Source organism: Bradyrhizobium sp. USDA 3364 (assembly GCF_054056355.1).
Genome location: NZ_JBSRYG010000002.1, coordinates 1,659,216 through 1,682,325 on the forward strand (window position 1 = coordinate 1,659,216; position 23,110 = coordinate 1,682,325).

At 66.4% G+C, this 23,110-nt stretch carries 16 protein-coding genes and 2 pseudogenes; 10 read left to right on the forward strand and 8 right to left on the reverse strand.

Annotated elements, in window-relative coordinates; translation table 11 throughout:
• Nucleotides 1-66: 66 nt before the first annotated feature.
• The 6 genes and pseudogenes from ACVILL_RS07785 to ACVILL_RS07810 all read left to right on the forward strand — a co-directional run.
• Nucleotides 67-846: pseudogene (locus ACVILL_RS07785) on the forward strand (tetratricopeptide repeat protein); the annotation flags it as partial.
• A 305-nt stretch (nucleotides 847-1,151) separates the two neighbouring features.
• A complete protein-coding gene (locus tag ACVILL_RS07790; RefSeq protein WP_456734202.1) occupies nucleotides 1,152-1,820 on the forward strand; it encodes a caspase family protein in 669 nt (222 codons plus the stop codon).
• A gap of 37 nt (nucleotides 1,821-1,857) precedes the next feature.
• Entirely contained in the window at nucleotides 1,858-2,616 is a 759-nt protein-coding gene (locus ACVILL_RS07795; protein WP_456728537.1) for an ankyrin repeat domain-containing protein, read from the forward strand.
• A gap of 153 nt (nucleotides 2,617-2,769) precedes the next feature.
• Entirely contained in the window at nucleotides 2,770-6,069 is a 3,300-nt protein-coding gene (locus tag ACVILL_RS07800; RefSeq protein ID WP_456728538.1) for an efflux RND transporter permease subunit, read from the forward strand.
• Between the two features lie 58 nt (nucleotides 6,070-6,127).
• Nucleotides 6,128-6,592 (forward strand): peroxiredoxin family protein, encoded by a 465-nt coding sequence (locus ACVILL_RS07805; protein WP_456728539.1) that lies wholly within the window; start codon nucleotides 6,128-6,130, stop codon nucleotides 6,590-6,592.
• A 96-nt stretch (nucleotides 6,593-6,688) separates the two neighbouring features.
• Nucleotides 6,689-8,170, forward strand: coding sequence for an aldehyde dehydrogenase (locus ACVILL_RS07810; RefSeq protein ID WP_456728540.1), 1,482 nt, complete (start codon nucleotides 6,689-6,691; stop codon nucleotides 8,168-8,170).
• Nucleotides 8,171-8,221: 51 nt separating this feature from the next.
• On the opposite strand, the pseudogene ACVILL_RS07815 reads toward ACVILL_RS07810, so the two are convergent.
• A pseudogene (locus ACVILL_RS07815) lies at nucleotides 8,222-8,398 on the reverse strand (IMP dehydrogenase); the annotation flags it as partial.
• A complete protein-coding gene (locus tag ACVILL_RS07820; RefSeq protein WP_456728541.1) occupies nucleotides 8,353-9,600 on the reverse strand; it encodes an MFS transporter in 1,248 nt (415 codons plus the stop codon). The gene ACVILL_RS07820 and the pseudogene ACVILL_RS07815, both read right to left, overlap by 46 nt.
• A 129-nt stretch (nucleotides 9,601-9,729) precedes the next feature.
• On the opposite strand from ACVILL_RS07820, the gene ACVILL_RS07825 reads away from it, so the two are divergent.
• Nucleotides 9,730-10,641: a LysR family transcriptional regulator gene (locus tag ACVILL_RS07825; protein ID WP_456728542.1), complete on the forward strand. Its 912-nt coding sequence runs from the start codon at nucleotides 9,730-9,732 to the stop codon at nucleotides 10,639-10,641.
• A 369-nt stretch (nucleotides 10,642-11,010) separates the two neighbouring features.
• On the opposite strand, the gene ACVILL_RS07830 is transcribed toward ACVILL_RS07825, so the two are convergent.
• Entirely contained in the window at nucleotides 11,011-11,244 is a 234-nt protein-coding gene (locus ACVILL_RS07830; RefSeq protein WP_456728543.1) for a DUF1127 domain-containing protein, read from the reverse strand.
• A gap of 283 nt (nucleotides 11,245-11,527) precedes the next feature.
• On the opposite strand from ACVILL_RS07830, the gene ACVILL_RS07835 reads away from it, so the two are divergent.
• Complete coding sequence (locus ACVILL_RS07835; RefSeq protein WP_456728544.1) at nucleotides 11,528-15,502, forward strand: BTAD domain-containing putative transcriptional regulator; 3,975 nt, start codon at nucleotides 11,528-11,530, stop codon at nucleotides 15,500-15,502.
• A 61-nt stretch (nucleotides 15,503-15,563) separates the two neighbouring features.
• On the opposite strand, the gene ACVILL_RS07840 is transcribed toward ACVILL_RS07835, so the two are convergent.
• From ACVILL_RS07840 to ftsE, 4 genes are all read right to left on the reverse strand, one after another.
• Nucleotides 15,564-16,325 (reverse strand): lysophospholipid acyltransferase family protein, encoded by a 762-nt coding sequence (locus ACVILL_RS07840; protein ID WP_456728545.1) that lies wholly within the window; start codon nucleotides 16,323-16,325, stop codon nucleotides 15,564-15,566.
• A 1-nt stretch (nucleotide 16,326) separates the two neighbouring features.
• Nucleotides 16,327-17,049: a YdcF family protein gene (locus tag ACVILL_RS07845; protein WP_456728546.1), complete on the reverse strand. Its 723-nt coding sequence runs from the start codon at nucleotides 17,047-17,049 to the stop codon at nucleotides 16,327-16,329.
• A 161-nt stretch (nucleotides 17,050-17,210) separates the two neighbouring features.
• Complete coding sequence (locus ACVILL_RS07850) at nucleotides 17,211-18,182, reverse strand: cell division protein FtsX (RefSeq protein ID WP_456728547.1); 972 nt, start codon at nucleotides 18,180-18,182, stop codon at nucleotides 17,211-17,213.
• Nucleotides 18,175-18,834: a cell division ATP-binding protein FtsE gene (gene ftsE, locus ACVILL_RS07855; RefSeq protein WP_024584759.1), complete on the reverse strand. Its 660-nt coding sequence runs from the start codon at nucleotides 18,832-18,834 to the stop codon at nucleotides 18,175-18,177. The genes ACVILL_RS07850 and ftsE overlap by 8 nt, the downstream gene beginning before the upstream one ends.
• A 162-nt stretch (nucleotides 18,835-18,996) precedes the next feature.
• Between ftsE and ACVILL_RS07860 the strand changes: the two genes are divergently transcribed.
• Nucleotides 18,997-19,866 carry an MJ0042-type zinc finger domain-containing protein gene (locus ACVILL_RS07860; RefSeq protein ID WP_456728548.1) on the forward strand — a complete coding sequence of 290 codons (870 nt, stop codon included), beginning with the start codon at nucleotides 18,997-18,999 and terminating at the stop codon, nucleotides 19,864-19,866.
• A gap of 37 nt (nucleotides 19,867-19,903) precedes the next feature.
• Nucleotides 19,904-20,281, forward strand: coding sequence for a response regulator (locus ACVILL_RS07865; RefSeq protein ID WP_456728549.1), 378 nt, complete (start codon nucleotides 19,904-19,906; stop codon nucleotides 20,279-20,281).
• Nucleotides 20,282-20,419: 138 nt separating this feature from the next.
• On the opposite strand, the gene ACVILL_RS07870 is transcribed toward ACVILL_RS07865, so the two are convergent.
• Entirely contained in the window at nucleotides 20,420-23,077 is a 2,658-nt protein-coding gene (locus ACVILL_RS07870) for a TIGR02302 family protein (protein WP_456728550.1), read from the reverse strand.
• Nucleotides 23,078-23,110: the final 33 nt, after the last annotated feature.

Consider the following 23,110-nt stretch of genomic DNA (forward strand, 5'->3'; position numbering starts at 1 on the left):
GATTTTTGCCACGGCGCGAACAACATTGTGGTCTCCATTTCCGGTCGCTGGAATGGAATGACTGGAATGCGCCCCTCGTTGCCCAGACTCGCCGCGATCGGCCTGCTGTTGCTGCTGAATTCACCATCTCATGCCGGGCTGCGAGAGGATGGCGCAGCGTGCGACGCCAAGGATCCGCGCCCGGAGCTCGCGATCCCTGCCTGCACCCGCCTGATTGCGGCCAATCCCCGGGGGCGCGACCTTTCGATCACCTATTACAACCGCGCGCTTGCCTGGCATAACAAGGGCGATCTGGAGAAAGCCAAGGCGGACTACGATCAGTCGATCGCGATCAATCCGTCGTTCGCGCCCTCCTATGGCCAGCGCGCCAAGGTGTTCCTGCAGAACCAGGACTATGACCGCGCGCTGAGCGACTTCGACCAGGCGATCCGGCTGAAGCCCGCCGGCCCGTTCAGCGCCGGCTGGTTCAACAATCGCGCCGAGCTGTTCGTTGCCACCGGTGACTATGATCGGGCGCTTGCCGATTACGGCAAGTCGATCGAGCTCGATCCGAACTCGTGGTACGCCTATGTCAATCGCGCGCTGGTCTATGATTTCCGCGGCAAGGACCGGCTCGCGGCGCTGCATTGCCAGCAAGCGATCAAGCTCGCGCCGCGCGCAGGCGGCCCATATTATTGCCGTGCCGTCGTCGAGATCAGCGCCGGCGACATCGACAATGCCGCGCGCGACGTCGAACGCGCGATCGCCATCAAGGACGACCAATCCGAGTTCTACTCGCTGCGCGGCCTGACGCTGGCGAGCAAGGGCGACCTCGATCGGGCCATCCGCGACTACAACCACGCCACGCAACTCAACGCACAAGGCGCGCTGAACTACGCGCGGCGCGGTCTCGCCGACGAGAACTCGACGTCATCGGCCTCGATCAGCTCGACCGCACACAGGGCCAGCGCGTCGCGAGGGACGGCCTGCAACGGCTGGACAAGGTCGCCACCACGGACAAGAGCGTGGTCGCGGATCACAGTGCGGCCAAGCCAGCGCCCGCGCTCGCCGCGGCCGTGCCGATCCCGCCGGTCGGCGCGGGCCAGAAGGCAACGACGTCTGAGAAGCGCGTCGCCCTCGTCGTCGGCAACTCAAAATATCGCTCGGTGCCGGTGCTGCCGAATCCCGGCCAGGACGCCGCTGCGATTGCCGGTACGCTGCGCGCCGTGGGCTTCCAGGACGTCCGCCTCGTCACCGACGCCACGCGCGACGGCCTGGTCGAAGCTCTCAAGTCATTTGCCAACGCAGCCGACGGCGCCGACTGGGCCGTGATCTATTATGCCGGGCACGGCATGGAGATGGCGGGCGAGAACTATCTGGTACCGGTCGACGCGAAGCTCGCGACCGACCGCGACGTGCCGTTCGAGGCCGTCGCCCTGGCGCAGGTGATGGGCGCCACCGAGGGTGCGCGCAAGCTGCACCTCGTCATTCTCGATGCCTGCCGCGACAATCCCTTCGCCAACCAGATCAAGCGGACCGTCGCGTCGCGTTCCATCGGGCGGGGATTGGCCCAGGTCGAACCCGACAGCGGAACACTGGTCGTCTACGCCGCCAAGCACGGCCAGGTCGCGCTCGACGGCGACGACGGCCACAGCCCGTTCGTGACGGCCCTGATCAAGCGCATCGAGACGCCCCGGATCGAGATCCGCAAGCTGTTCGACCTGGTGCGCGACGACGTCATGGCCGCGACGGATCGGCGGCAGCAGCCTTTCAGCTATGGCTCGGTTCCGGGCAGCGAGGATTTTTACTTCGTCGGGGCGAGCCAGAATGCCGCGAAGTAGTCCGGACGGCGGCGTGCGGGATTGCGAGAGGCAGACGATGACCACCGACATGCCGAGATTGCGAAGCGATGACCCGCTTGCCGTCGAGCTGACGGCAGCTCTCAAGGCCGGTGAGGCCGAGCGCCTCCGCGCGCTGCTCGCGTCGCACCCCGAACTTGCCGGCTGCGTCGTCGTGGATGCGAAGGGCGGCGGACGGAGCCCGCTGCATCTGTTCGCCGACTGGCCGGGTGACAACCCCAATGCGGCGGCGATCGTGCAGATCCTGGCTGCAGCCGGTGCCGATCTCGACGCGCCGGCGGTCGCAATGTGGCATCGCGAAACTCCGCTGCACTGGGCCGCCAGCAATGACGATGTCGCGCTGGTCGATGCGCTGCTCGATGCCGGCGCCGATATCGAGCATGAGGGCTCGTCGATCGACGGCGGTCCGCCGCTGTCGTCGGCGGTCGGCTACGGCCAATGGGCGGCAGCACGGCGGCTCGCCGAACGGGGCGCGCAGACACAGCTGTGGCACGAGGCGGCGCTGGGCATGATGCCGGAGATCGTCCGCCGGCTCGAGACCACGCCGCTCCCGGCCGAACAGCTGTCAGGACCGTTCTGGAACGCCTGCCATGGCGGACAACTCGCCGCCGCAAAATATCTGCTCGAGCGCGGCGCCGACCTCCACTGGCCCGCTCCGTGGTCCGGGCAGACGCCACTCGACATCGCGGAGCAAGCGGAACATCGCGAGGTCGCGGCCTGGCTGCTCGAACGCGGCGCGCTCCGGGCCAAGAAGGACGCCGGACCGGAGGCGGGCTGAACGGCGCCGACGGACCGGGCCGCAAATCCGATGCCGCCTTGTTGCGATCCGACAAATCGCGGCGGCCGTATGGCAGCGCCCTGTGACATTTAGGCTTTTGCATCGCGGCGCGGACGGATAGAAGCTCATCCGCAAACGTCGCTCGCTGATGCAATGAACCTCTCCGCCCCCTTTGTCCGCCGGCCGGTCGGCACCACGCTGCTGTCGCTTGGACTTGTCGTGGCGGGCGTCATCGCATTCTTCAAGCTGCCGGTGTCGCCGCTGCCCGACGTCGACATCCCGACCATCATGGTGCAGGCGACCCTGCCCGGCGCGAGCCCGGCCGACGTCGCCGCCACGGTGGCGAGCCCGCTGGAACGTCACCTCGGCCAGATCGCCAGCGTCACCGAAATGACCTCGGTGTCCTCGCTCGGCTCCGCCCGCATCACGCTGCAATTCGACATCGACCGCGACATCAACGGCGCCGCGCGCGACGTGCAGGCGGCGATCAACGCGGCCCGCGCCGACCTGCCGACCAACCTCCGCGCCAATCCGACCTACCGCAAGTTCAACCCGGCCTCGGCGCCGATCCTGATCTACACCCTGACCTCGGACACGCTGACGCCCGCCGAGCTCTATGACGCCGCGTCGACCGTGCTGGCGCAGAAGCTGTCGCAGGTCGAGGGCGTCGGCGAAGTCTCGGTCGGCGGCGGGTCGCTGCCCGCGGTGCGCGTCGAGCTGATCCCGCCGGCGCTCTACAAATACGGCATCGGGCTCGAGGACGTCCGCGCCGCGCTGTCGAGCGCCAATGCGCACAGCCCGAAGGGCGGCATCGACGTCGGCGACCAGCGCTACCAGATCTACGCCAACGACCAGGCCCGCAAGGCGGCCGATTACAGGCCGCTGGTCGTCGCCTATCGCAACGGCGCCGCGGTGCGGCTGACCGACGTCGGTGACGTGATCGATTCCGTCGAGAATGTCCGCACGCTCGGCCTCGCCAACGGCAAGCCGGCCGTCGTGATGATCGTGTACCGGCAGCCGGGCGCCAATATCATCAAGATGGTCGACAACGTGAAGGGGCTGATGCCGCAGCTGAAGGCCTCGGTGTCGCCCGCGATCGACATCACGCTGGCGATGGATCGCTCGAAGACGATCCGGGCCTCGCTGCACGACGTCGAGATCACGCTGTTGATCGCGGTCGCCCTGGTGATCCTGGTGGTGTTCGCGTTCCTGCGCAATGCGCGGGCGACGCTGGTGCCGGTGGTGGCGGTCGGCGTGTCGCTGATCGCGACCTTCGCCGTGATGTACCTGCTCGGCTACACGCTCGACATCTTCTCGCTGATGGCGCTGACGGTGGCGACCGGCTTCGTGGTTGACGACGCCATCGTGGTGCTGGAGAACATCACCCGCCACATGGATGCCGGGCTGTCACGCATGGAGGCCACGCTGCTCGGCACCCGCGAGGTCGGCTTCACCGTGCTGTCGATGAGCGTGTCGCTGGTCGCGGTGTTCGTGCCGATCCTCCTGATGGGCGGGCTGGTCGGCCGCCTGTTCCGCGAATTCGCCATGACGATCACGATCGCGATCGTGATCTCGCTGGTGGTCTCGCTGACCACGACGCCGATGATGTGCTCGGTGCTGCTGCGCAAGCAGGAGGACCAGCCGCATGGCCGGATCTACCGGATCAGCGAGCGCGTGTTCGAGCTGATGCTGGGCGGCTACCGCGCGACGCTCGGCCTTGCGCTGCGCCATCCGCTTTTGGTGATGCTGATCCTGGGCTCGACGCTCTATTTGAACTTCCATCTCTACAGGGTCGTGCCCAAGGGCTTCGTGCCGCAGCAGGATACCGGGCTCTTGGTCGGCTCGATCCAGGCCGACCAGAGCACTTCGTTCCAGCTGATGCAGCAGAAGCTGACCCAGTTCATCGACATCGTGAAGTCGGATCCGGCGGTCGATACCGCGGTCGGCTTCACCGGCGGCGGCGGTGTCGGCCCCGGCGGCACCAATACCGGCACCGTGTTCGCCTCGCTGAAGCCGATGAACGAGCGCAATCTGCGCGCCGACAAGGTGATCGAGCGGCTGCGCGAGCCGTTGGCAAGCGTCGCCGGCGCCACCCTGTTCCTGCAATCGATCGGCGATCTCGGCGCCGGCGGACGCTCAGGCAATGCGGCGTATCAATACACGCTGAAGGGCTCGACCTTCGAGGAGCTGAACGAGTGGACGCCGAAGCTCGTCGCCGCATTGCAGAAGGAGCCGACGCTCGCCGACGTCAACAGCGACCAGCAGAACAGGGCGCTGCAGGCCAATCTTGTCATCGACCGCGACACCGCCTCCCGGCTCGGCATCACGGTCAGCCAGCTCGACAACACGCTCTATGACGCCTTCGGACAGCGCCAGGTCTCGACCATCTTCGTCGCGCGCAACCAGTATCACGTGATCATGGAAGTCGCGCCGCGCTTCTCGCAGGATCCGGAGACGCTGAAGCAGGTCTACATCTCGACCTCGGGCGGATCGGCGACCGGTACGCAGAGCACCAATGCGGTGGCCGGAACGGTGGCCTCGTCGTCGCATAAGAGCTCGGTCAGCTCGGTCGCCGCCAACGTGGTGCGCAACCAGGCGACCAATTCGATCGGCGCCACCGGCAAGGGCGTCGCCTCGACCGGCACCGCGGTCTCGACCAGCGCCGAGACGATGATCCCGCTGTCGAGCGTCGCCCGCTTCGAGCATGGCGAGACGCCGCTCTCGGTCAACCACCAGGACCTGCTGGTTTCCAGCACCATCTCGTTCAACCTGCCGCCGGGCGTCTCGCTGAGCACCGCGACCACAACGATCGAGAACGCGATGCACGCGATCAACATGCCGGCCGGCATCAATGGCGGCTTCGCGGGCTCGGCTAAGATCTTCCAGCAGGCGCTGGCGAACGAGCTGTTCCTGATTCTCGCCGCGCTGGCGACGATCTACATCTCGCTCGGGATGCTCTACGAGAGCTACATCCACCCGCTGACCATCCTCTCCACCTTGCCCTCGGCCGGTGTCGGCGCGGTGGCGGCCTTGATGCTGTCGCACACCGATTTCGACATCATCGGCATGATCGGTGTGATCCTCTTGGTCGGCATCGTCAAGAAGAACGCGATCATGATGATCGACTTCGCACTCGACGCCGAGCGCCAGCGCGGGCTGTCGTCGCGCGACGCGATCTACGAAGCCTGCCTGATGCGCTTCCGCCCGATCATGATGACGACGCTCGCCGCGCTGTTCGGCGCGGTGCCGCTGATGATCGGCCTCGGCGAGGGCAGCGAGCTGCGCCAGCCGCTCGGCATCGCGATCTTCGGCGGGCTGATCCTGAGCCAGATCCTGACGCTCTACACCACACCGGTGGTCTATCTCTATCTCGACCGCGCGCGGCTCTGGACCCAGCGCCGCCGCGCGGCACGCCGCGCAAGGCGGGCTGCGGCAAGCGCCGCCAGCCGTTGACAGGCCCGCGCCGATCTTGCCAACCTCGCGCCGTGGGCGGACGCAAGGAGACTGATTTGTGACTCCAGCACCTGAAATCGCCGCGTCGCGCTGGTTCAACAGTGAACCCCTGACCCTGGCCGCGCTGCGCGGCCGCCCGGTGCTGCTGCACGCGTTCCAGATGCTGTGCCCCGGCTGCGTCGCGCACGGTACCCCGCAGACCCAGCGCGCGTTCGAGCTGTTCAAACATTCCGACCTGCAGGTGATCGGGCTGCACACCGTATTCGAGCACCACGTGGCAATGACGGAGGTGTCGCTGGAAGCCTTCATCCACGAATACCGGCTGACCTTCCCGATCGGCGTCGATGAGGCCGGCGACGGCACGCCGATCCCCGTCACCATGCAGCGCTACGGCATGCAAGGAACCCCGACCAGCATCCTGATCGGCCGCGACGGCAATATCGTGCATCACGGCTTCGGCCAGCAGAGCGACATGGCGCTCGGCGCGATCATCGCGGCCGAGCTTGCCGCACCGCGCGCCTGACGCCCGAGCAACCCCGTTCACGCAGCCGCGTTATGACGGCGTCGCGCAAGGCGTGATAGCTTCAGGTCAACCAGAACCATCGTGCGGGAGCGTCCCATGAAGACCTATCAGCTCTACATCAACGGCCAGTATGTCGACCCCGCCAATGGCGAGTGGTTCGAATCGATCGATCCCTATCGCGGCGAGGCCTGGGCGAAGATTCCGCGCGGCACGGCCGCCGACGCCGACAAGGCGGTGAAGGCCGCCAATGAGGCGATGTGGAACGGCCCGTGGGCGAAGATGACGGCGTCCGCGCGCGGCAAGGCGATGCGCAAGCTCGGCGACCTCGTCGCCGCCAATGCCGAGCGTCTCGCCGAGATCGAGGTGCGCGACAACGGCAAGCTGATGGCCGAGATGCTGGGCCAGCTCCGCTACCATCCGGAATGGTGGTGGTATTTCGGCGGCCTCGTCGACAAGCTCGAGGGCGGCCTGGTGCCGATCGACAAGGCGGAGACCTTCGCTTACACGACGCATGAGCCGGTCGGCGTCGTCGCGGCGCTGACCGCCTGGAATTCACCGCTGCTGTTCGTGGCCTGGAAATGCGCCGCCGCGCTCGCCGCCGGCTGCGCCGTCGTCGTCAAGCCGTCGGAATTCACCTCGGCCAGCACGCTGGAATTCGCCGCGCTGACAAAAGAGGCCGGGATTCCCGACGGCATCTTCAACGTCGTGACCGGGTTCGGTCCCGAGGCAGGCTCGGCGCTGATCTCGCATCCCGGCGTCGCCAAGATCACCTTCACGGGATCGGATACGACAGGCGCCAGGGTCTACGAGACCGCGGCCAAGAGCCTGAAGCGGGTCTCGCTCGAGCTCGGCGGCAAGTCGCCCAATATCGTGTTCGAGGATGCCGACCTCACGGCGGCCGCGGCCGGCGCGATCTCCGGCATCTTCGCCGCGACGGGGCAGACCTGCATCGCCGGATCGCGCCTTCTGGTGCAGAGCTCGATCAAGGAGAAGTTCGTCGCCCGCGTGCTGGAGCTCGCACAGTCCGCCAAGATCGGCGATCCCATGCAGTCCGACACCAATGTCGGCCCGATCACGACGCCCGCGCAGTACAAGAAGGTGCTCGACTACATCGACATCGCAAAAGCCGAAGGCGCGCGCTGCCTGCTCGGCGGCAAGCCCGCATCCGGCGACGGCATCAAGGGCGGGCAATTCGTCGAGCCGACCATCTTCACCGATGTCGACAACACCATGCGGATCGCGCGCGAGGAGGTGTTCGGGCCGGTGCTGTCGATCATCTCCTTCGACACCGAGGAAGACGCCATCCGGATCGCCAACGACACGATCTACGGCCTCGCCGCCGGGATCTGGACCAAGGATCTCGCCCGCGCCATCCGCGTGCCGAAGCAGCTGCGCGCCGGCACCGTGTGGGTGAACACGTATCGCGCCATCAGCTACATGATGCCGTTCGGCGGCATGAAGTTCTCCGGCGTCGGCCGCGAGAGCGGCATCGACGCGGTGCGCGAATATCAGGAGACCAAGAGCGTGTGGATTTCCACTGCAACGGACGTGCCGGCGAATCCGTTCGTGATGCGGTGAGCAAGCGCGTGGCCTGCACCTCTCTCCCGCGGGGAGAGGTGCAACAAGCTGTCACACGGTGAGGAGCGTCTTGATCGCGCGACGCTCGTCCATTGCACGGTAGCCCTCCGCCATCTGATCGATCGGCAGCGTCAGATCGAAGACCTTGCCGGGCTGGATGCGCCCCTTGAGCACCCGGTCCATCAGGTCGGGCAAGAAACGCCGGACGGGCGCCGGGCCGTCGAGCAGGAAGCGCACTCCCCGTCGGCTCTTGCCTTGCGGCGAAGCGCCCCGACCAGGATCACGAGCGACGCGAGGACGAGGATGACGGCGCTGAACAGGAACGTGGCGCGATAGCCGCTGCTATCGAATAGAATGCCACCACCCGCGGCACCTGCCGTGATGGCCAGTTGGATCACCGCGACCATCAAGCCGCCGCCTGCTTCAGCGTCATCGGGCAAGGCCTCGCTCAACCAGGTAAACCAGCCGACGGGCGCCGCCGTGCCGATGAAGCCCCACAGGAACATCAGCGCCGTCGTCGCGCCAAGCGAACGGCCCAATGCCGTGAGGGCAACGGCAATCACGGCCATTGCGAACGGCATCAAGACAAGGAACGTGTAAAGGCGGTCGCGGATGACAAGGCCGATCAGGGTCGTGCCGACAAGACCGGCAACGCCCATTACGAGCAGCAGTGCCGAAATAGTCGTGACGTCGACGCGCGTGACCGTTTCGAAGAATGGCCGCAAATAGGTGAAGAGCGCGAACTGCCCGAGGAAGAACAGCGCCGCCGCGAACATGCCGTAGGGCACTCCAGGCCGGCGCAGCACCTTGAATGCCGCCGTCGCGCTCGTCCGTTCATGGCTCGGCATTCTGGGAAGCGTGACGAATTGCCAGAGCAGCGTCAGCGCCGCGATCGGCACGACGCAAAAGAACGCGCCGCGCCAACCGATATACTGGCCAAGAAAGCTGCCAAGAGGCGCGGCAATCGTCGTCGCGAGCGCATTGCCGCCATTGAGGATCGCGAGCGCGCGCGGCACAGCGGCGGCTGGTACGATGCGGATCATCGTTGCGGCGGACATCGACCAAAAGCCTCCAACGACCATGCCGACGAGCGCACGCCCGGCCATGAAAATCGTATAAGTGGGCGCGAACGCGACAACGACGCCGGAGATCAGCATGGCGCTGGTCAGCCACAGCAGGACGGCCCGGCGATCGGCGCCACGCGTGGCCGCCGAGATGAAAAGGCTGGTCAGGATGGCGAAGAAGCCGGACACGGAAATAGCTTGCCCGGCTTGCCCTTCAGTCAAATCAAGCCCTGCTGCAATGGGCGTGAGCAAGCTCACCGGCATCCACTCGGTTGCAACGAGGGTCGAGGCGCAGAGGGCCAGCGCGAAGACAGCGCTCCACGCGGTCATCGGTTGCGTTGTCTTTTGATCGATTGTGGCGTCCATCGGGCATCCAAGTTCAGGGAGGCGCCAAGCAGGCGCTGTTCACGGCAAGACATAGAGCCCGGCACCGTGTTCGATTAGTCGCTATAATTCGCTTGCATTAATCGACCTGGGCCATGAATACTGAACACTATGGCAAGCCAGGATTTCAACGACTTACTGGCCTTCGTGGCGGTCGCGCGCGAGCACAGCTTCACCAAGGCCGCAGCCAAGCTCGGCGTCGTGCAGTCGACGCTCAGCCACACGATCAAGCGCCTCGAAATGCAGATGGGGCTGCGGCTTCTCACGCGCACGACGCGCAGCGTCGGCCTTACCGAGGCGGGCGAGCGCCTTCAGCAATCGCTTGCGCCGCGGATCGAGGAGATCGAGCGCGACATCGCGGCGCTGATGTCGCTGCGCGACACGCCATCGGGCACCATCCGGATCACGCTCTCGGACCACGCGCTGCAAACCGCCGTCTGGCCGAAGCTGTCGCCCGTCCTGAAGAGATATCCGGATATCAAGGTCGAGTTCAGCCTCGACACGGGATTCCGCAACATCGTCAAGGACGGCTTCGATGCCGGAGTCCGGCTCGGCGAGAGCGTGGAGAAGGATATGGTCGCGGTGCGCATCGGCCCCGATTGGCGGCTGGTCGCGGTCGCTTCGCCCGCTTATCTGAGGGAACATCCCAGACCCAAGCGTCCACAGGACCTCGTCAACCATGTCTGCATCAAGCGGCGCCTGGTAGCGGTCGGTCACTATGTGTGGGAATTCGCCAAGAATGGCGCTGAACTCCGGGTGCGCGTCGAGGGGCAAATGACCTTCAACGACTCGCGCGCCATGATCGATGCCGCCGTGAAGGGCTTCGGCATTGCCTACCTTCCCGAAGACATGGCTGCGCAGCACGTCCGGTCGGGTGAGTTGGTTGTCGTGCTCGACGACTGGTCGCCGGAGTTCGACGGCTACTACATCTACTACCCGACGTCCCGGCAGAACTCGGCTGCATTCAAGGTGATCGTCGATGCGCTACGGCACCACGACGCGCGGCAGAGAAAGCGCGGCTAGCGCTCGCACTATCAACCGCGCAACGCGGCGCGCGAATATCAGGACACCGCGTCTGGATCTCCACCGCAACGGACGTGCCGGTCAGTCCATTCGTGATGCGGCGAGCACGTGCTGTCCGTTCACATCGCCTCATCGGAGAAGTGAACCGGACATGTAGACGAACACCGATGCGATCGCTGCGTAGAGGGTCGAATGCAGAAGGAGGCGCGAACGGCGCCTTCGTGCTCGGGCGGAGCCGGAGGCCGGCTCCGGCTTCAACCAGTATTCGTCATACCAACCAGGCCGAACTCGAAACGGCGACAGCGACTGTTCGAGCTCAGCCGGGTCAAACTTGTTCGGCCGCATGACACGATCCTCTCACGGCTCGTCTCAGGGCGGACCGACGGCACCGCGCGGATCGATTGAACGATTGTCGGCGACGTAATCGATCTCGCCGCGCGAGATTCCCATGTCCTGGAGCTCCCAATCGCTCAGTCGCGACAGACTCCTGCGCAACCTTTGTCCCTCCTGATAGGCACGCAGTGCCGTCCACGATCTCCAGATCAAATTCGAGATTTGCGGTGTCGATGCGGTCGTCCGTCCGAGCTCCGTTGCAATGCTCATGGTGGTATCTCCTCAATCCTCAGGGAGTCCCAACTCGTCAATGATTGGCAATATCAAGCCCCCGGTGCCGAGAATGCTGAGCAGGATGAGTGCTGCTCGCACGATCAAGCCAAGCCTGCGCATGCCGTCCTCCGTCGGGCCGGGTTGCGGGGCCTCCGCGGCGCCTTCCGGTCCCAAAACACGCTACCGCTGCACCGCAATCGACCTGTGGTTCCAAACGTGATAGAAGCGCAAAATCATCGGCCGGGCGCCGGTTGGCGCCCTCAGCTCGCGTGCGACCGCTATGGCGAAGGTCAATCTCGAACTGCTGGGTGGTTTCAGGCTCCAGACCGAAAGCGGGGAGCCGATCCCGCTGTCGACCAAGAAGGCCTGCGCATTGCTGGCCTATCTCGCGCTCCACCCGGGCCAGGCGCAGGCACGGCCAAAACTGGCCGCGCTGCTCTGGGGCAACCGCAACGAGGTTCAGGCGCGCGACAGTTTGCGGCAGGCGCTCAGCCTGGTGCGCAAGGCGATGTCGCAGATCGATTCCCGGGCCCTGGTTGCTTACGAGGATGCGATCAGCTTCGAACCCACCGCGCTGACGAGCGATGTCGTCGCCTTCTCTGATCTGGTGACGCGACAGGACATCGGCAGCCTGGACAAGGCCGCGGTCCTCTATGGCGGCGAACTGCTCGAGGGCTTCGAGATTCCGGCTCCCGAGTTCGAGAACTGGATGCGGGCGGAACGCGAGCGGTTTCGAGAGCTGGCATGCGAAGCGATGACGGGGCTGCTCGACCATCATTTGTCCAACGGCTCGGTCGACCGCGGCATTCACATCGCGGCGCGGCTGCTGACGGTCGACCCGCTGCAGGAGCGGATTCATCGCGCACTGATGGAGCTGTATCACCGGCAGGGAAGACACAGCGCGGCCCTCCGTCAGTACCGCACCTGCGCCGATCTGCTGAAAAAGGAGTTGGGACTCGATCCCGATGCCGCAACGAAGGCGCTGCGCCGCGAGATCCTTCGCGAGTGGAATCAACGGCAGGATGCGCTCCCGGACGGCGCGGCGGAGCCGGAGCCGCTTGACGAGATCGACGCTGAAGCGCCGGCCGCGCCGCGCGCCCTGGAGCGGCGTCAGGTCACCGTGCTGGCCTGTGATCTGGTCGGCACGAGCGCGCTTGCCGCTCAAATCGATCCGGATGATCTGCAGGTCCTGATTACCGCCTATCAGCGCAGCTGCGCGCCGATCATATCTCGCGCCGGTGGCGTGCTGGGCAGATTGTCCGGGACCGAGATGGTGGCCTGTTTCGGCCATCCCCAGGCGCACGAGCACGATATCGAATCCGCGGTCCGCGCGGGTCTTTCGCTGGTCGATGCGGTCTCCAGGCTTGATGGCGGCAGCGCCGGACCGTTGGAGCTGCGCGTCGGCATCGCGACCGGTCCGGTCGTTGTCGGCGATCTCCCCGGCGATGGCGCGGACCAGCAGGTCATCGTCGGCGAAGCGGTGCAGCTTGCGGGCGGCCTGCAAAAGGTTGGCGCACCCGGCACCGTGTTGATCGCACCGAGCACCCGCCAGTTGGTCGGAAACCTGTTCGACTGCCATGACGTCGGCGAGATCGCGCTCAATGGAGTCCCGGAGCTGGTTCGGGCCTGCCGGGTGCTGGGGCCGAGCGGCATCGACAGCCGGTTCGAAGCGCTGCGGGCGCCGACCACGCCGCTCATCGGACGCGAAGAGGAGCTTGAGCTGCTGCAGCGCCGGTGGCGGCTTGCCAGCCAAGGCGAAGGCTGCGTGGTGCTGCTGGCGGGTGAGCCGGGAATCGGCAAGTCACGGCTGACGGTGGAGCTCCAGCAACGGCTTCAGGTGGAGGCGCATGCCCGGCTGCCTCATTTCTGCTCGCCGCACCACCGCGACAACGAACTGCATCCGATCATCAGCCAGCTCGAACGGGCTGCGGGATTTCGCCGTGACGACACCGACGAGCAGCGGCTGGAAAAGCTGGAGAGTATTCTCGCCCAGACGACGAACGAATCCCGCGACGCCGTCCCATTGATGGCGAGCTTGCTGTCGGTGGCCGCCGCCCGCTATCCGCCGCTCAATCTCACGCCGCAAAAGCGCAAGGAGAGGATGCTGCTGGCGCTGCTGGCCCGGCTCGAGGGGCTCGCCGCGCGCACGCCGGTGCTGATGGTGTTCGAGGATGTTCATTGGATCGACCCGACGTCGCTGGAACTGCTGGACTTGATGGTCGAGCGGGTATCGACCATCCCGGTCCTGCTCATCATCACGTTCCGGCCGGAGTTCGTGCCACCCTGGATCGGTCGTCCGCAGGTCGCCCTGCTGGCGCTGAGCCGTCTGCCGCCCGCCCGGCGCGCGGAAATGGTCGCGGCGCTGACCGGCGGCCGGGCGTTGCCGCAGGAGATCCTCGAACAGATCATCGATCGCACCGATGGCGTGCCGCTGTTCGTTGAGGAGCTGACCAAATCCATCATTGAGAGCGGCATTCTCGACGAGGCAGGCGGCCGCGGCAGCGCGGTCGCGCACGCCGTCCCGCTGGCGATCCCGTCGACCTTGCAGGCCTCGCTCCTGGCGCGGCTTGATCGTCTGCCTGAAACCCATGAAGTCGTGCAGATCGGCGCCGCGCTTGGCCGCTCGTTCTCTCACGAGCTGATTGCCGCGGTTGCCGGGATGCCACAGCATCAACTCGGCGATGCCCTGGTGCGACTGGTGAATGCCGGGCTGATCTTCCGGCGCGGAGTTGCTCCCGACGCGGAATACACCTTCAAGCACGCCCTGGTGCAGGACGCGGCCTACGGGACGTTGTCGCGCAGCCAGCGCCAGCTCCTGCACGCCCGGATCACGAAGACGCTGGAAGAGCAGTTTCCGGATACGATAGCGACCCATCCGGCATTGCTCGCCCATCACAGCGAAGAGGCAGGTTTGACGGAAAAGGCGGTCGGCTACCTGCGGCAGGCCGGGCAGCAGGCGGTCGCGCACGGGGCCATGACGGAGGCAGAGGCCCAGCTGCTCAGGGCGCTGAGCCTGCTTCCGGCACTGCCCGAGGGACCCGAACGCCGCCGGCACGAGCTGCGATTGCAGATCGCGCTCGGCTCGGCCTGGTTCGGCACGCGCGGCGGAGGCCACGCTTCGGCAGGTGAGGCCTTTGACCGTGCCCGCGAGCTCTGTGCAGGCCGGAAGCAACCGGACGAGCTCCCCACCATCCTCACCTGCCAGTCCGTCAATCGTCTGTACGGCGGCGAGCCGCGCGCCGCATACCGGCTTTCCGACGAACTCCTCGATCTCGGTGCGAGCTGGCAGGACCCGGCTTCGCCTGCCCGGCGCTGGACGTCCAATGCCATCGCGTCCGTGGCGCATTATTTGCGGGGGCAGAGCGGATTGTGGTTGGGCGATTTCGCAACGGCTCGGGCCGACGCCGACGAGGCACTTCGTCTGCTCGATCCGGCGCTTCTGCCCGGCCACTGGATGATCGACGTTCAAGCGGTGCTGCTCTCGGTCAGCATGGGATCGCTGACCTATCTCGGATATCTGGATCAGGCGCGCACGCGTCGCGACGAGGCGCTGGCGCGGGCGCGCGACGTCGACCGCGCCGCCACCTCCGTCGTCATCTTTGCCAACGTCGCCGTCTGCGACGCGCATACCGAGACCGATCCCGCGGTCCTGCTCGATCGGTTCTCGAAGCTGGAGGCATACTGCACGCAGCATGGGTTCTTCTCGGAGTTCGAGAAGTTCGCCAAGTGGCATCGCGCCTGCTATCTGATCGCGCTTGGCCGGTGCGCGCCGGACGGCCTCGAGACCGAGTTCACCGCGGAACTGCGCGCCGAGCGCCACTTCCTGTACAAGCCGACCTGGTTCATGTCGTTCGCCGAGGCGCTTCGGAAAGCCGGTCTTCCGAGCGCCGGCCTGGAACAGCTGGAAAAGGCCGCACATGAAATGGAGGCGACCGGAGAACGCTGGGCCGAAGCGGATCTGCATCGCATCCGCGGTGAGCTGCTGGTCGATCTCGGCGATACCGCGCGAGCGGAAGCGAGCTTCCGGCAAGCCATCGACATCGCACGCCATCGCGGCACCAAACTATGGGAGCTCCGCGCGGCTACCAGCCTCGCGCGCCTCTGGCACGGCCAAGCGAGACATCCGCAGGCGCGCGATCTGCTCGCACCGATCTACGACTGGTTTACCGAAGGGCTCGATACGCCTGTCCTGCGGGATGCGAGACTATTGCTGGAGCAACTGGTGGAGCCGGTCGAGCAACGATCCGGCTCATGAGGTGCGCGGCTCTTGCGATGCAGGCACGCGTTGCAAACGCTGAACGTTGACAGGTCTGCCCCTACCCCTTGGCCTCACCCGGCAGGCCGCCGAACAATTTCGCCTGCTCGGCGCGGCCGGCGTCGACGATGCGGGCGGTGGCGGTCTCGATCGCCTCACGCAGGCGGGTCATGAATTCGTCGCGCGGCAGGCCCGGCGGCAGCGGATCGAGGAATTCGACCACCAGCGTGCCGGGATAACGCATGAAGGTGCGGCGCGGCCAGAACAGCCCGGAATTGAGCGCGATCGGCAGGCACGGTACGCCGCTCTCGGCATAGATCTGCGCGACGCCGGCCTTGTAATTCGGCGCGGCGCCCGGCGCGGTGCGGGTGCCTTCCGGGAAGATCACGAGTTGCCGGCCGAGCTTCACCTCGGCCGCGGCGCGCTTCAGCGTCTTGATCAGCGAGCGCGGTCCGCCGCCGCGTTCGACCGAGATCATCCCCACTTTCTTCAAATACCAGCCGAACACCGGGATCATCATCAGCTCGCGCTTGAGGATGAACAGCGGATGCTCGAAGAAGCGCACCAGCGCAAAGGTCTCCCAGAACGACTGGTGCTTCGAGGCGACGACCAGTGGTCCCGCCGGAATCTTCTCGACGCCGCGGAACTCGATCCTGATGTTGCAGATCACGCGCATCAGGAACAGGCTGGTGTTGGCCCACGCGGCTTCGATCGCCATCAGCGCGCCGCGCGGCAGCAGCAGCGCCGGCAGCGCGACGATGCACAGCACCACCAGCACCAGATAGAACAGCACGTTGAAGATGAGCGAGCGCAGGAAGATCATTTCAGTCCTTGTTCGACGCCTGCGCGGTCGCCGGGCGGCGCGGCGCGGCCGCCGGCTGCTCGGCGAGATCAGAGGTCAGGTCGAGGCCGATATCGGCGAGCCGCACCCGGACCTCGGCGGCGACATATTTGGCGTATTCCGATAGCAAGAGACGGAACGTTCCGCCACTCGTCCACCAAGGCTCGTCGCGCCATTTGTCGCCGACCACCGCGAACGGGATCAGCTTGACGTCCGGCATCGCATGAGACAGTTCCACGATCGCCCGCGGCATGTGGTAGTTCGAGGTCACCACGATCAGCGACTTGAAGCCACGCTCGCGCACCCAGCGCCGCGTCTCCGCCGCATTGCTGCGGGTGTTCACCGCCGAGCGGTCGAGATCGACGCAGCAGCGCATCAGCCCCTGGCTGTCCGGCACCGAGCGGGAAATATCGCTGGCGTCGTTGGTCGGATGCACGCCCGAGATCAGCAGGCGCTTGCCGTAGCCCGCGGCCAGCAGCTCCATCGCGTCCGACACCCGCGACGAGCCGCCGGTCAGCACCACGATGCCGTCGGCATTTTGCGGCGGATCGGTCTCGACGCCGCGCAATTGCGACAGGAAGCCGATGAAGCCGACCGCCGCGGCAACGAAGACGAGCGCCAGCGGCGCGACGATGACGGCGCGCAGCCAGCCGCGCGGGCGCGCGGCAAAGCCATTCGGCGACGTATCGTCGGACTGCAAACTCATGTGATGCGGTTATCCCTTCCCCCCGGGGGATTTTAAAGCATGATCCGGAAAAGTGGAAACCGGATTTGCCGCGGCCGGGGCCGCGCTTTGCGCGCGAAATCATACTCCGGCGACGAAACGCGATCACGAGAACGGCACCATGATTGCGCTGTCGTTGGCCGTCAGTCGATGTCGTCGAGCGTGGCAAACAGGGTGCGCCGCGACGCCCATGCGGTGATCGCCGCGATCAGCACCGCCTGCATCGCCAGCACCAGATAGCCGGACGGACGCAGCGAGAAGGTGCCGAGCAGGGCCGCGAACTGGTCGCCCACCGGCGTGCCGGAGAACCAGTTGGCGATCGACTCGGAGAAGCCGAACGCCAGCATCGCGGCGCCACCGCCGATCAGCCCGCCCTCGAGGCCGAGCCGGAGGAAATGCCGCAGGAAGCGGTTGGCTATGAAGCTGTCGCCGGCGCCGACGAAATGCAGCACCTCGACGATCGGGCGGTTGGCGGCCATCGCGCCACGCGTGGCGAAGGATACTGAAATAATCGTGGCGATGATCACCAGGATCAGGATGCCGACGCCGGCGAACACCGTGGCGCCGGTCATCGAGCGCATGCGCTCGATCCAGGCGCGGTGATCGTCGACGCTCGCGGTCGGCGCCGCCTGCGTCACCCGCGCGCGCAGGCTCGCGAGATCGAGCGTGGAGCCCGGCTGCACCCGCGCGACGATGACGCGCGGCACCGGCAGCTCGTCGATCGAGAGCCCGCTGCCGAGCCACGGCTCCAGGAGCTTGGCGGATTCCTCCTTGCTGAACGGACGGACCTCGAGAATGCCGGGCTGCGCCCGCATCGCGTCGACCGCCGCCTGCGCATCGCGATCGAGGTCGCGGCCGGGCGACGGGCGCACCTGGATGGTGATCTCGCTCGACACCTCGGACTGCCATTCGGCCGCGGACGCACTGACCAGGAGCACGGTGCCTGTGGTCAGCGAGGCGAGGAAGGTCATGATCGCGACGACTGCGACCAAGGCGCGACCGGAGATCGAGGCGCGCGGCACGATCGGCGACATGTTGCGCGCGGTGGCCGGGACCTGCGGGCGTTCGCGCCCGAGATCGACCAACGACACTTTCTCGTCGCCGCTCCTATTCATAGATGTGCAGCCGTCCCTGATGCAGCACCAGCCGCCGCGCCTCGTATTGATCCATCAGCGTGATGTCGTGGGTTGCGATGATAACAGCGGTGCCGGATTTGTTCAGCTCGATGAACAGCCGCAGCAGGCGGCGCCCGAGTGTCGGATCGACGCTGCCGGTCGGCTCGTCCGCCAGCAGCAATTGCGGCCGCGAGATCACCGCGCGCGCGATCGCCGCGCGCTGCTTCTCGCCGCCCGAAAGAATCGGCGGCAGCGCATCCATGCGCTCGCCGAGGCCGACCCATTTCAGCAGGTCGATCACCTCGCGGCGATAGGTCGATTCCTCGCGGCCCATCACGCGGAACGGCAGCGCGACGTTCTCATAGGTCGTCATGTGGTCGAGCAGGCGGAAATCCTGCAACACGATGCCGATCCGCTTGCGCAAATCGGCGACCTGATCCTTGTTGAGCAGGGAGACGTCCTTGCCGAACAGATTGACCAGCCCGCGGGTCGGCCGCAGCGACAGGAAGAGCAGCCGCAGCAGCGAGGTCTTGCCGGCGCCGGACGGGCCGGTGAGGAACTGGAACGAGTGCGCCGGGATCATGAAGGAGAGGTCGCGCAAAATCTCCGGGCCGAGCCCGTAGCGCAGACCGACATTTTCGAACCGAACCAATGCGCTAGCTCCGTTCGAGAGGGCCGATGGCCCAATACCCCACGCGTGCCCCTGAACTTGCGGCCCGAACCGCACAGAAGGGTTGTGCGTCGGTTATGGTTTCCGATTCGTTAACGGTCGCTAAGTAGCATCCGGGCATCCACACGGTGGAGATTCGACTCCATGCATATTGTTTGCCCGCATTGTACAACATCCTATGCCATCAATCCGGCCACCTTGGGCGAGGCCGGGCGCTCTGTCCGTTGTTCGCGCTGCCGCGAGGTCTGGCTGGCCCGGCCGGAGGACGCGATCGGGGCGACGACCCCCACCCTGGCCTATGAGGCCGCGGGTTCCAATCTTGCCGCCGAATGGGAGGCGATGGGCCGCGAGGAGGCCGACGAGACCCCGATGGTCGAAAGCCCCTCGATTTCGGCCGATCTGCCCAGCGAAGGCGGCGACGTTGCCACCGAATGGCCGGCGGTGACCGAGGCGGATGCCGCTGATCATGCCGACACCGGGAAGGCGGCTGGAACCAGGCGCCGCTTCCGCCTGCCGCGGCTGCCCCGGCTGTTCCGCCTGCCCTCGCTGCCCCGAATTCCCTTCATGCCCGTGATCGGCGCCCTGCCGACCACCTGCGGCGCGATGGCCGCGCTGATCATCGCGCTGTTCGTCTGGCGCAACGACGTGGTGCGGCTGCTGCCGCAGACGGCGCTGTTCTACAAGATGGTCGGGCTCGACGTGAATTTGCGCGGGCTCGCCTTCAGGGACCTCAAGATCACCAACGAGACCGTGGACGGCAAGCCGGTACTGGTGATCGAGGGCATGATCGTCGGCCAGACCAGGAAGCCGGTCGAACTGCCGCGGCTGCGCTTCGCGGTCCGCGACGCGCAGGGCGCCGAAATCTATGCCTGGAATGCGGTGCTGGAGCAGGCGGTGCTCAATCCCGGCGAGCGCGCCTTCTTCAAGTCACGCCTCGCCTCGCCGCCGCCTGAAGGCCGCAATATCGACGTACGCTTCTTCAACAAGCGTGATCTCACCGGCGGCCGCGCGTGAAGCTGCCGGCCAACACTTTACGGAACTAACTATCACCATGACGCGTGTTCTGATCGCCGACGACGAAGACTCGATGCGCTCGCTGGTGGCGCGCGCGATCGCCATGGACGGCCACGAGACCGTAACCGCGCAGGACGGCGCCGAAGCGCTGGAGGTGCTGACGCGCGATGACGGCGCGTTCGACCTGCTGCTCACCGACATCCAGATGCCCGTGATGGACGGCATCGCGCTGGCGCTGACCGCGGCGCGCGACTTCCCCGCGCTGAAGATCCTGCTGATGACCGGCTTCGCCCATCAGCGCGAGCGCGCCTCAGGGCTCGACGCAATCGTGCATGACGTCGTGACCAAGCCATTCTCGGTCGCCGATATCCGCACTGCGGTGGCGGATGCGCTGGCGGCACGGAAGGCGCAATAGTCGACCACACATTCGGTGTCATACCCTGCGCATGCGGGGTGTCCAGTACGTCGAGGCCTCTCGATTCAGGCGCTGACGTCTCTGGAATACTGGATCGCCCGGCCGAGCCGGGCAATGACAGTGGAATCTGTGGCGGGCTCAATAATCCTTCAGCAGCCGCTCGATGTAGTCGAGCTCGATCTGCGGCCGTGACGGATCGGCGAGGCGGCGGCGCAGCTCTTCGAGGATGCGGCGGACGCGCTGCACGTCGATCTCGCCGGGGATCTTCACGGTGTAGTCGTCGCCGAATTCGCGGCCATGCAGCGGACGGCCGAGAGGATCCGTCTGGTTGCCGCCGCTCTGCTGCCGGCCGGCGCGGTTGCCGGGGCTATCGCCGGGCTGGTCGCCGTCACCCTGCTGCATCGCGTCGGCGAGGTTCTGGGCGCCCTTGCGCAACGCATCCAGCGCGCGCCCCTGCGAATCCACCGCGCCGTCGGCATTGCCCTCGCCGAGCCGCCCGGAGGCATCGCCCATCGCGGAATCGGCCTGGTCGAGCCCGTCGCCGTTGTCGCCCTGGTCCCCCTGGTCGCCGCCTTGCTCGCCCTGCTGCGCCTGATCGCCTTTCTGACCTTTTTGGCCCTTCTGGCCGCGCTGCTCCGGACCCATGCCGCGCTTGGCGAGCTCCTCCTGCAGTTTCTTCAGGCGGTCGCGCAGCGCCTGCTGATCCTGCTGCAGGTCGCCCATCGACTGGTCGTTGCCCTGCTTGCCGCGCATCCGGTCGCGGCGGGAATCCTGGCCCTGCTTGAAGGTCTTGTCGCGCAACTGCTGCTGCTTGCGGATCATGTCGCCGAGCTCATTGAGCGACTGCTGCATGTCGTCGTCGCCCTGATTGGGCTGCGCCATCTGCAGGTTTTCCAGCATCTGCTGCATCTGTTCCAGCAACTGCCGCGCCGCTTCCTTGTCGCCGGAGCGCGACATCCGCTCCATGCGATCGAGCATGTTCTTGAGATCCTGCTGGCTCAGCACCTTGGCATTGGGATCCAGCGGCCGGGCGAGCTGCTGCGGATTGTTGCGGTACTGCTCGGCGAGCTGGCGCAGAAAATTGTCCAGCGCCGCGCGCAGATTGTCGGTGAGTTTCTTGATCTCCTCGTCGGTCGCGCCGCGGTCCAGCGCCTGCTTGAGCGCGTCCTGCGCCGCGCGCAGCGCCTTGTCGACATCGGTGATGTTGCCGTCCTCGATGGTGACGGCGAGCGCCCACAGGCTGGCGACGACCTCGCGCAGCTGATCGTCGGTGCGCGCCGCCTCGAGCTGGCGGCTCACGGTGTGGAGGCCGAGATAATGGCCGGTCTCCGGCATGAACATTTCCGGCGCGATCATCAGCGCTTCGAGCGCGGCGAACACCTGGCCGTTCTGGTTGGCGTCGAGCGCCAGGATGCGGCGCTGCTCGATCAGCGCGCGCGCCAAAGGCTTGGTGAACAGGCGCTCCGGCAGCCGCATGCTGAACGGCTCGCTCTTGCCCTCATTGCCGGCCTCGTCCTTGGCGGTCAGCGTCAGCGTCACATCGGCGCCGGCATAAGGGTCTTCGCTGAGGTCCTTCACGGTCTGGCCGACGCCGTTGCGGGTCCGCGCATTCGGCAGCACCAGCGCGAATTGCGGTGGCTCGAACAGCGGACGCGGCTGGGCCGTCTTGCCGTCGGCATCCTTCTTGCCTTCAGTATCCTTCTTGCCTTCGGCATCCTTGGGCGCATCGGCGGGCCGCGCCGCGAATTGCGCGCGGGCTTCGGTCACGCCATAGTCGTCCTCGAGGCGATAGGACATCTGCAGGGAGCCGCGGGCCTGCCGCTCCGGATCCTTGGCGAGCGCGATCGACGGCGGACGGTCCGCCGTCGCGGTGAATTTCCATTGCGGCTGGCCGGCCGGCGCGCGGACATGCGCGGTGCCGTCGCCGGTGATCTTGAAATGCCGCTCATTGGTGCCCTTCGGGGCCTGCCCTTCCGGCGCGACCTCGGCGACGCCGCCACCGACCACGACGTCGATGCTGCCGCCGCTGGAGCGCACCAGAAGCGTGCTGCCGGCCGGGACCGCGAGCGGGGTGGCGTCGGCCGCGGCGGCGTCCTTGTTGGCGTTCGACAGGATGATCGGCGGCCTGCCGGTGTAGTTCGGCGGCGTCACCCAGGCGTCGACCCGGACATTGGCCGGCGCCATGATGCCGTTCCAGTCGAACGCCGAGGCGATCCGCAGGCCGCGCTCATCGCCGGCGGCGACATAGGTCGCGACCAGCATCACGATGACCAGCGCGCGCAGCGCCCACGGGTCGTGCAGCGAGACGCGCGGCCGCGGCAGGCCGGCGCGAATGCGCTTGATCGAGGCCAGCGTGCGCTCGCGCTGCGCCTGCCACAGCGCCAGCGCAAACGGGTCCTTGTTGCTGAGCGTATCGGAGAGCGTGGTCGCCGGGCGATGGCGGATGCCGGCGCCGCGGTCGAGCCGGCTCAGGCCCTCCTCGCGGCTCGGCCAGCGGAAGCGCACCAGCGGCGCCAGTGCCGCGAGCCCGGCAATGGCGAACAGGCCCGCGCCGGCCAGGCGTGCGGCAAACGGCAGCACCAGCCACAGCCCGGCCCAGGACGCGACCAGGAAGAGACCGGCGACCGTCAGGAACCGCGCCAGATGCGGCCAGGCCCGTTCCCACGCAATCGCAAACTTTGCCCGCTGCAGAGCCTCGCTAAGTCTCTGTTGCGTCAATTTCAGCCGCGCGATCGCATCGCTGTCGCGGACGGCGCTTGACGGGTTGTCAGACGGGTCGATGTTGGCTCCGCTCAATAAAATCTCCGGGGTAGCCGGCAGGTCAGCCTA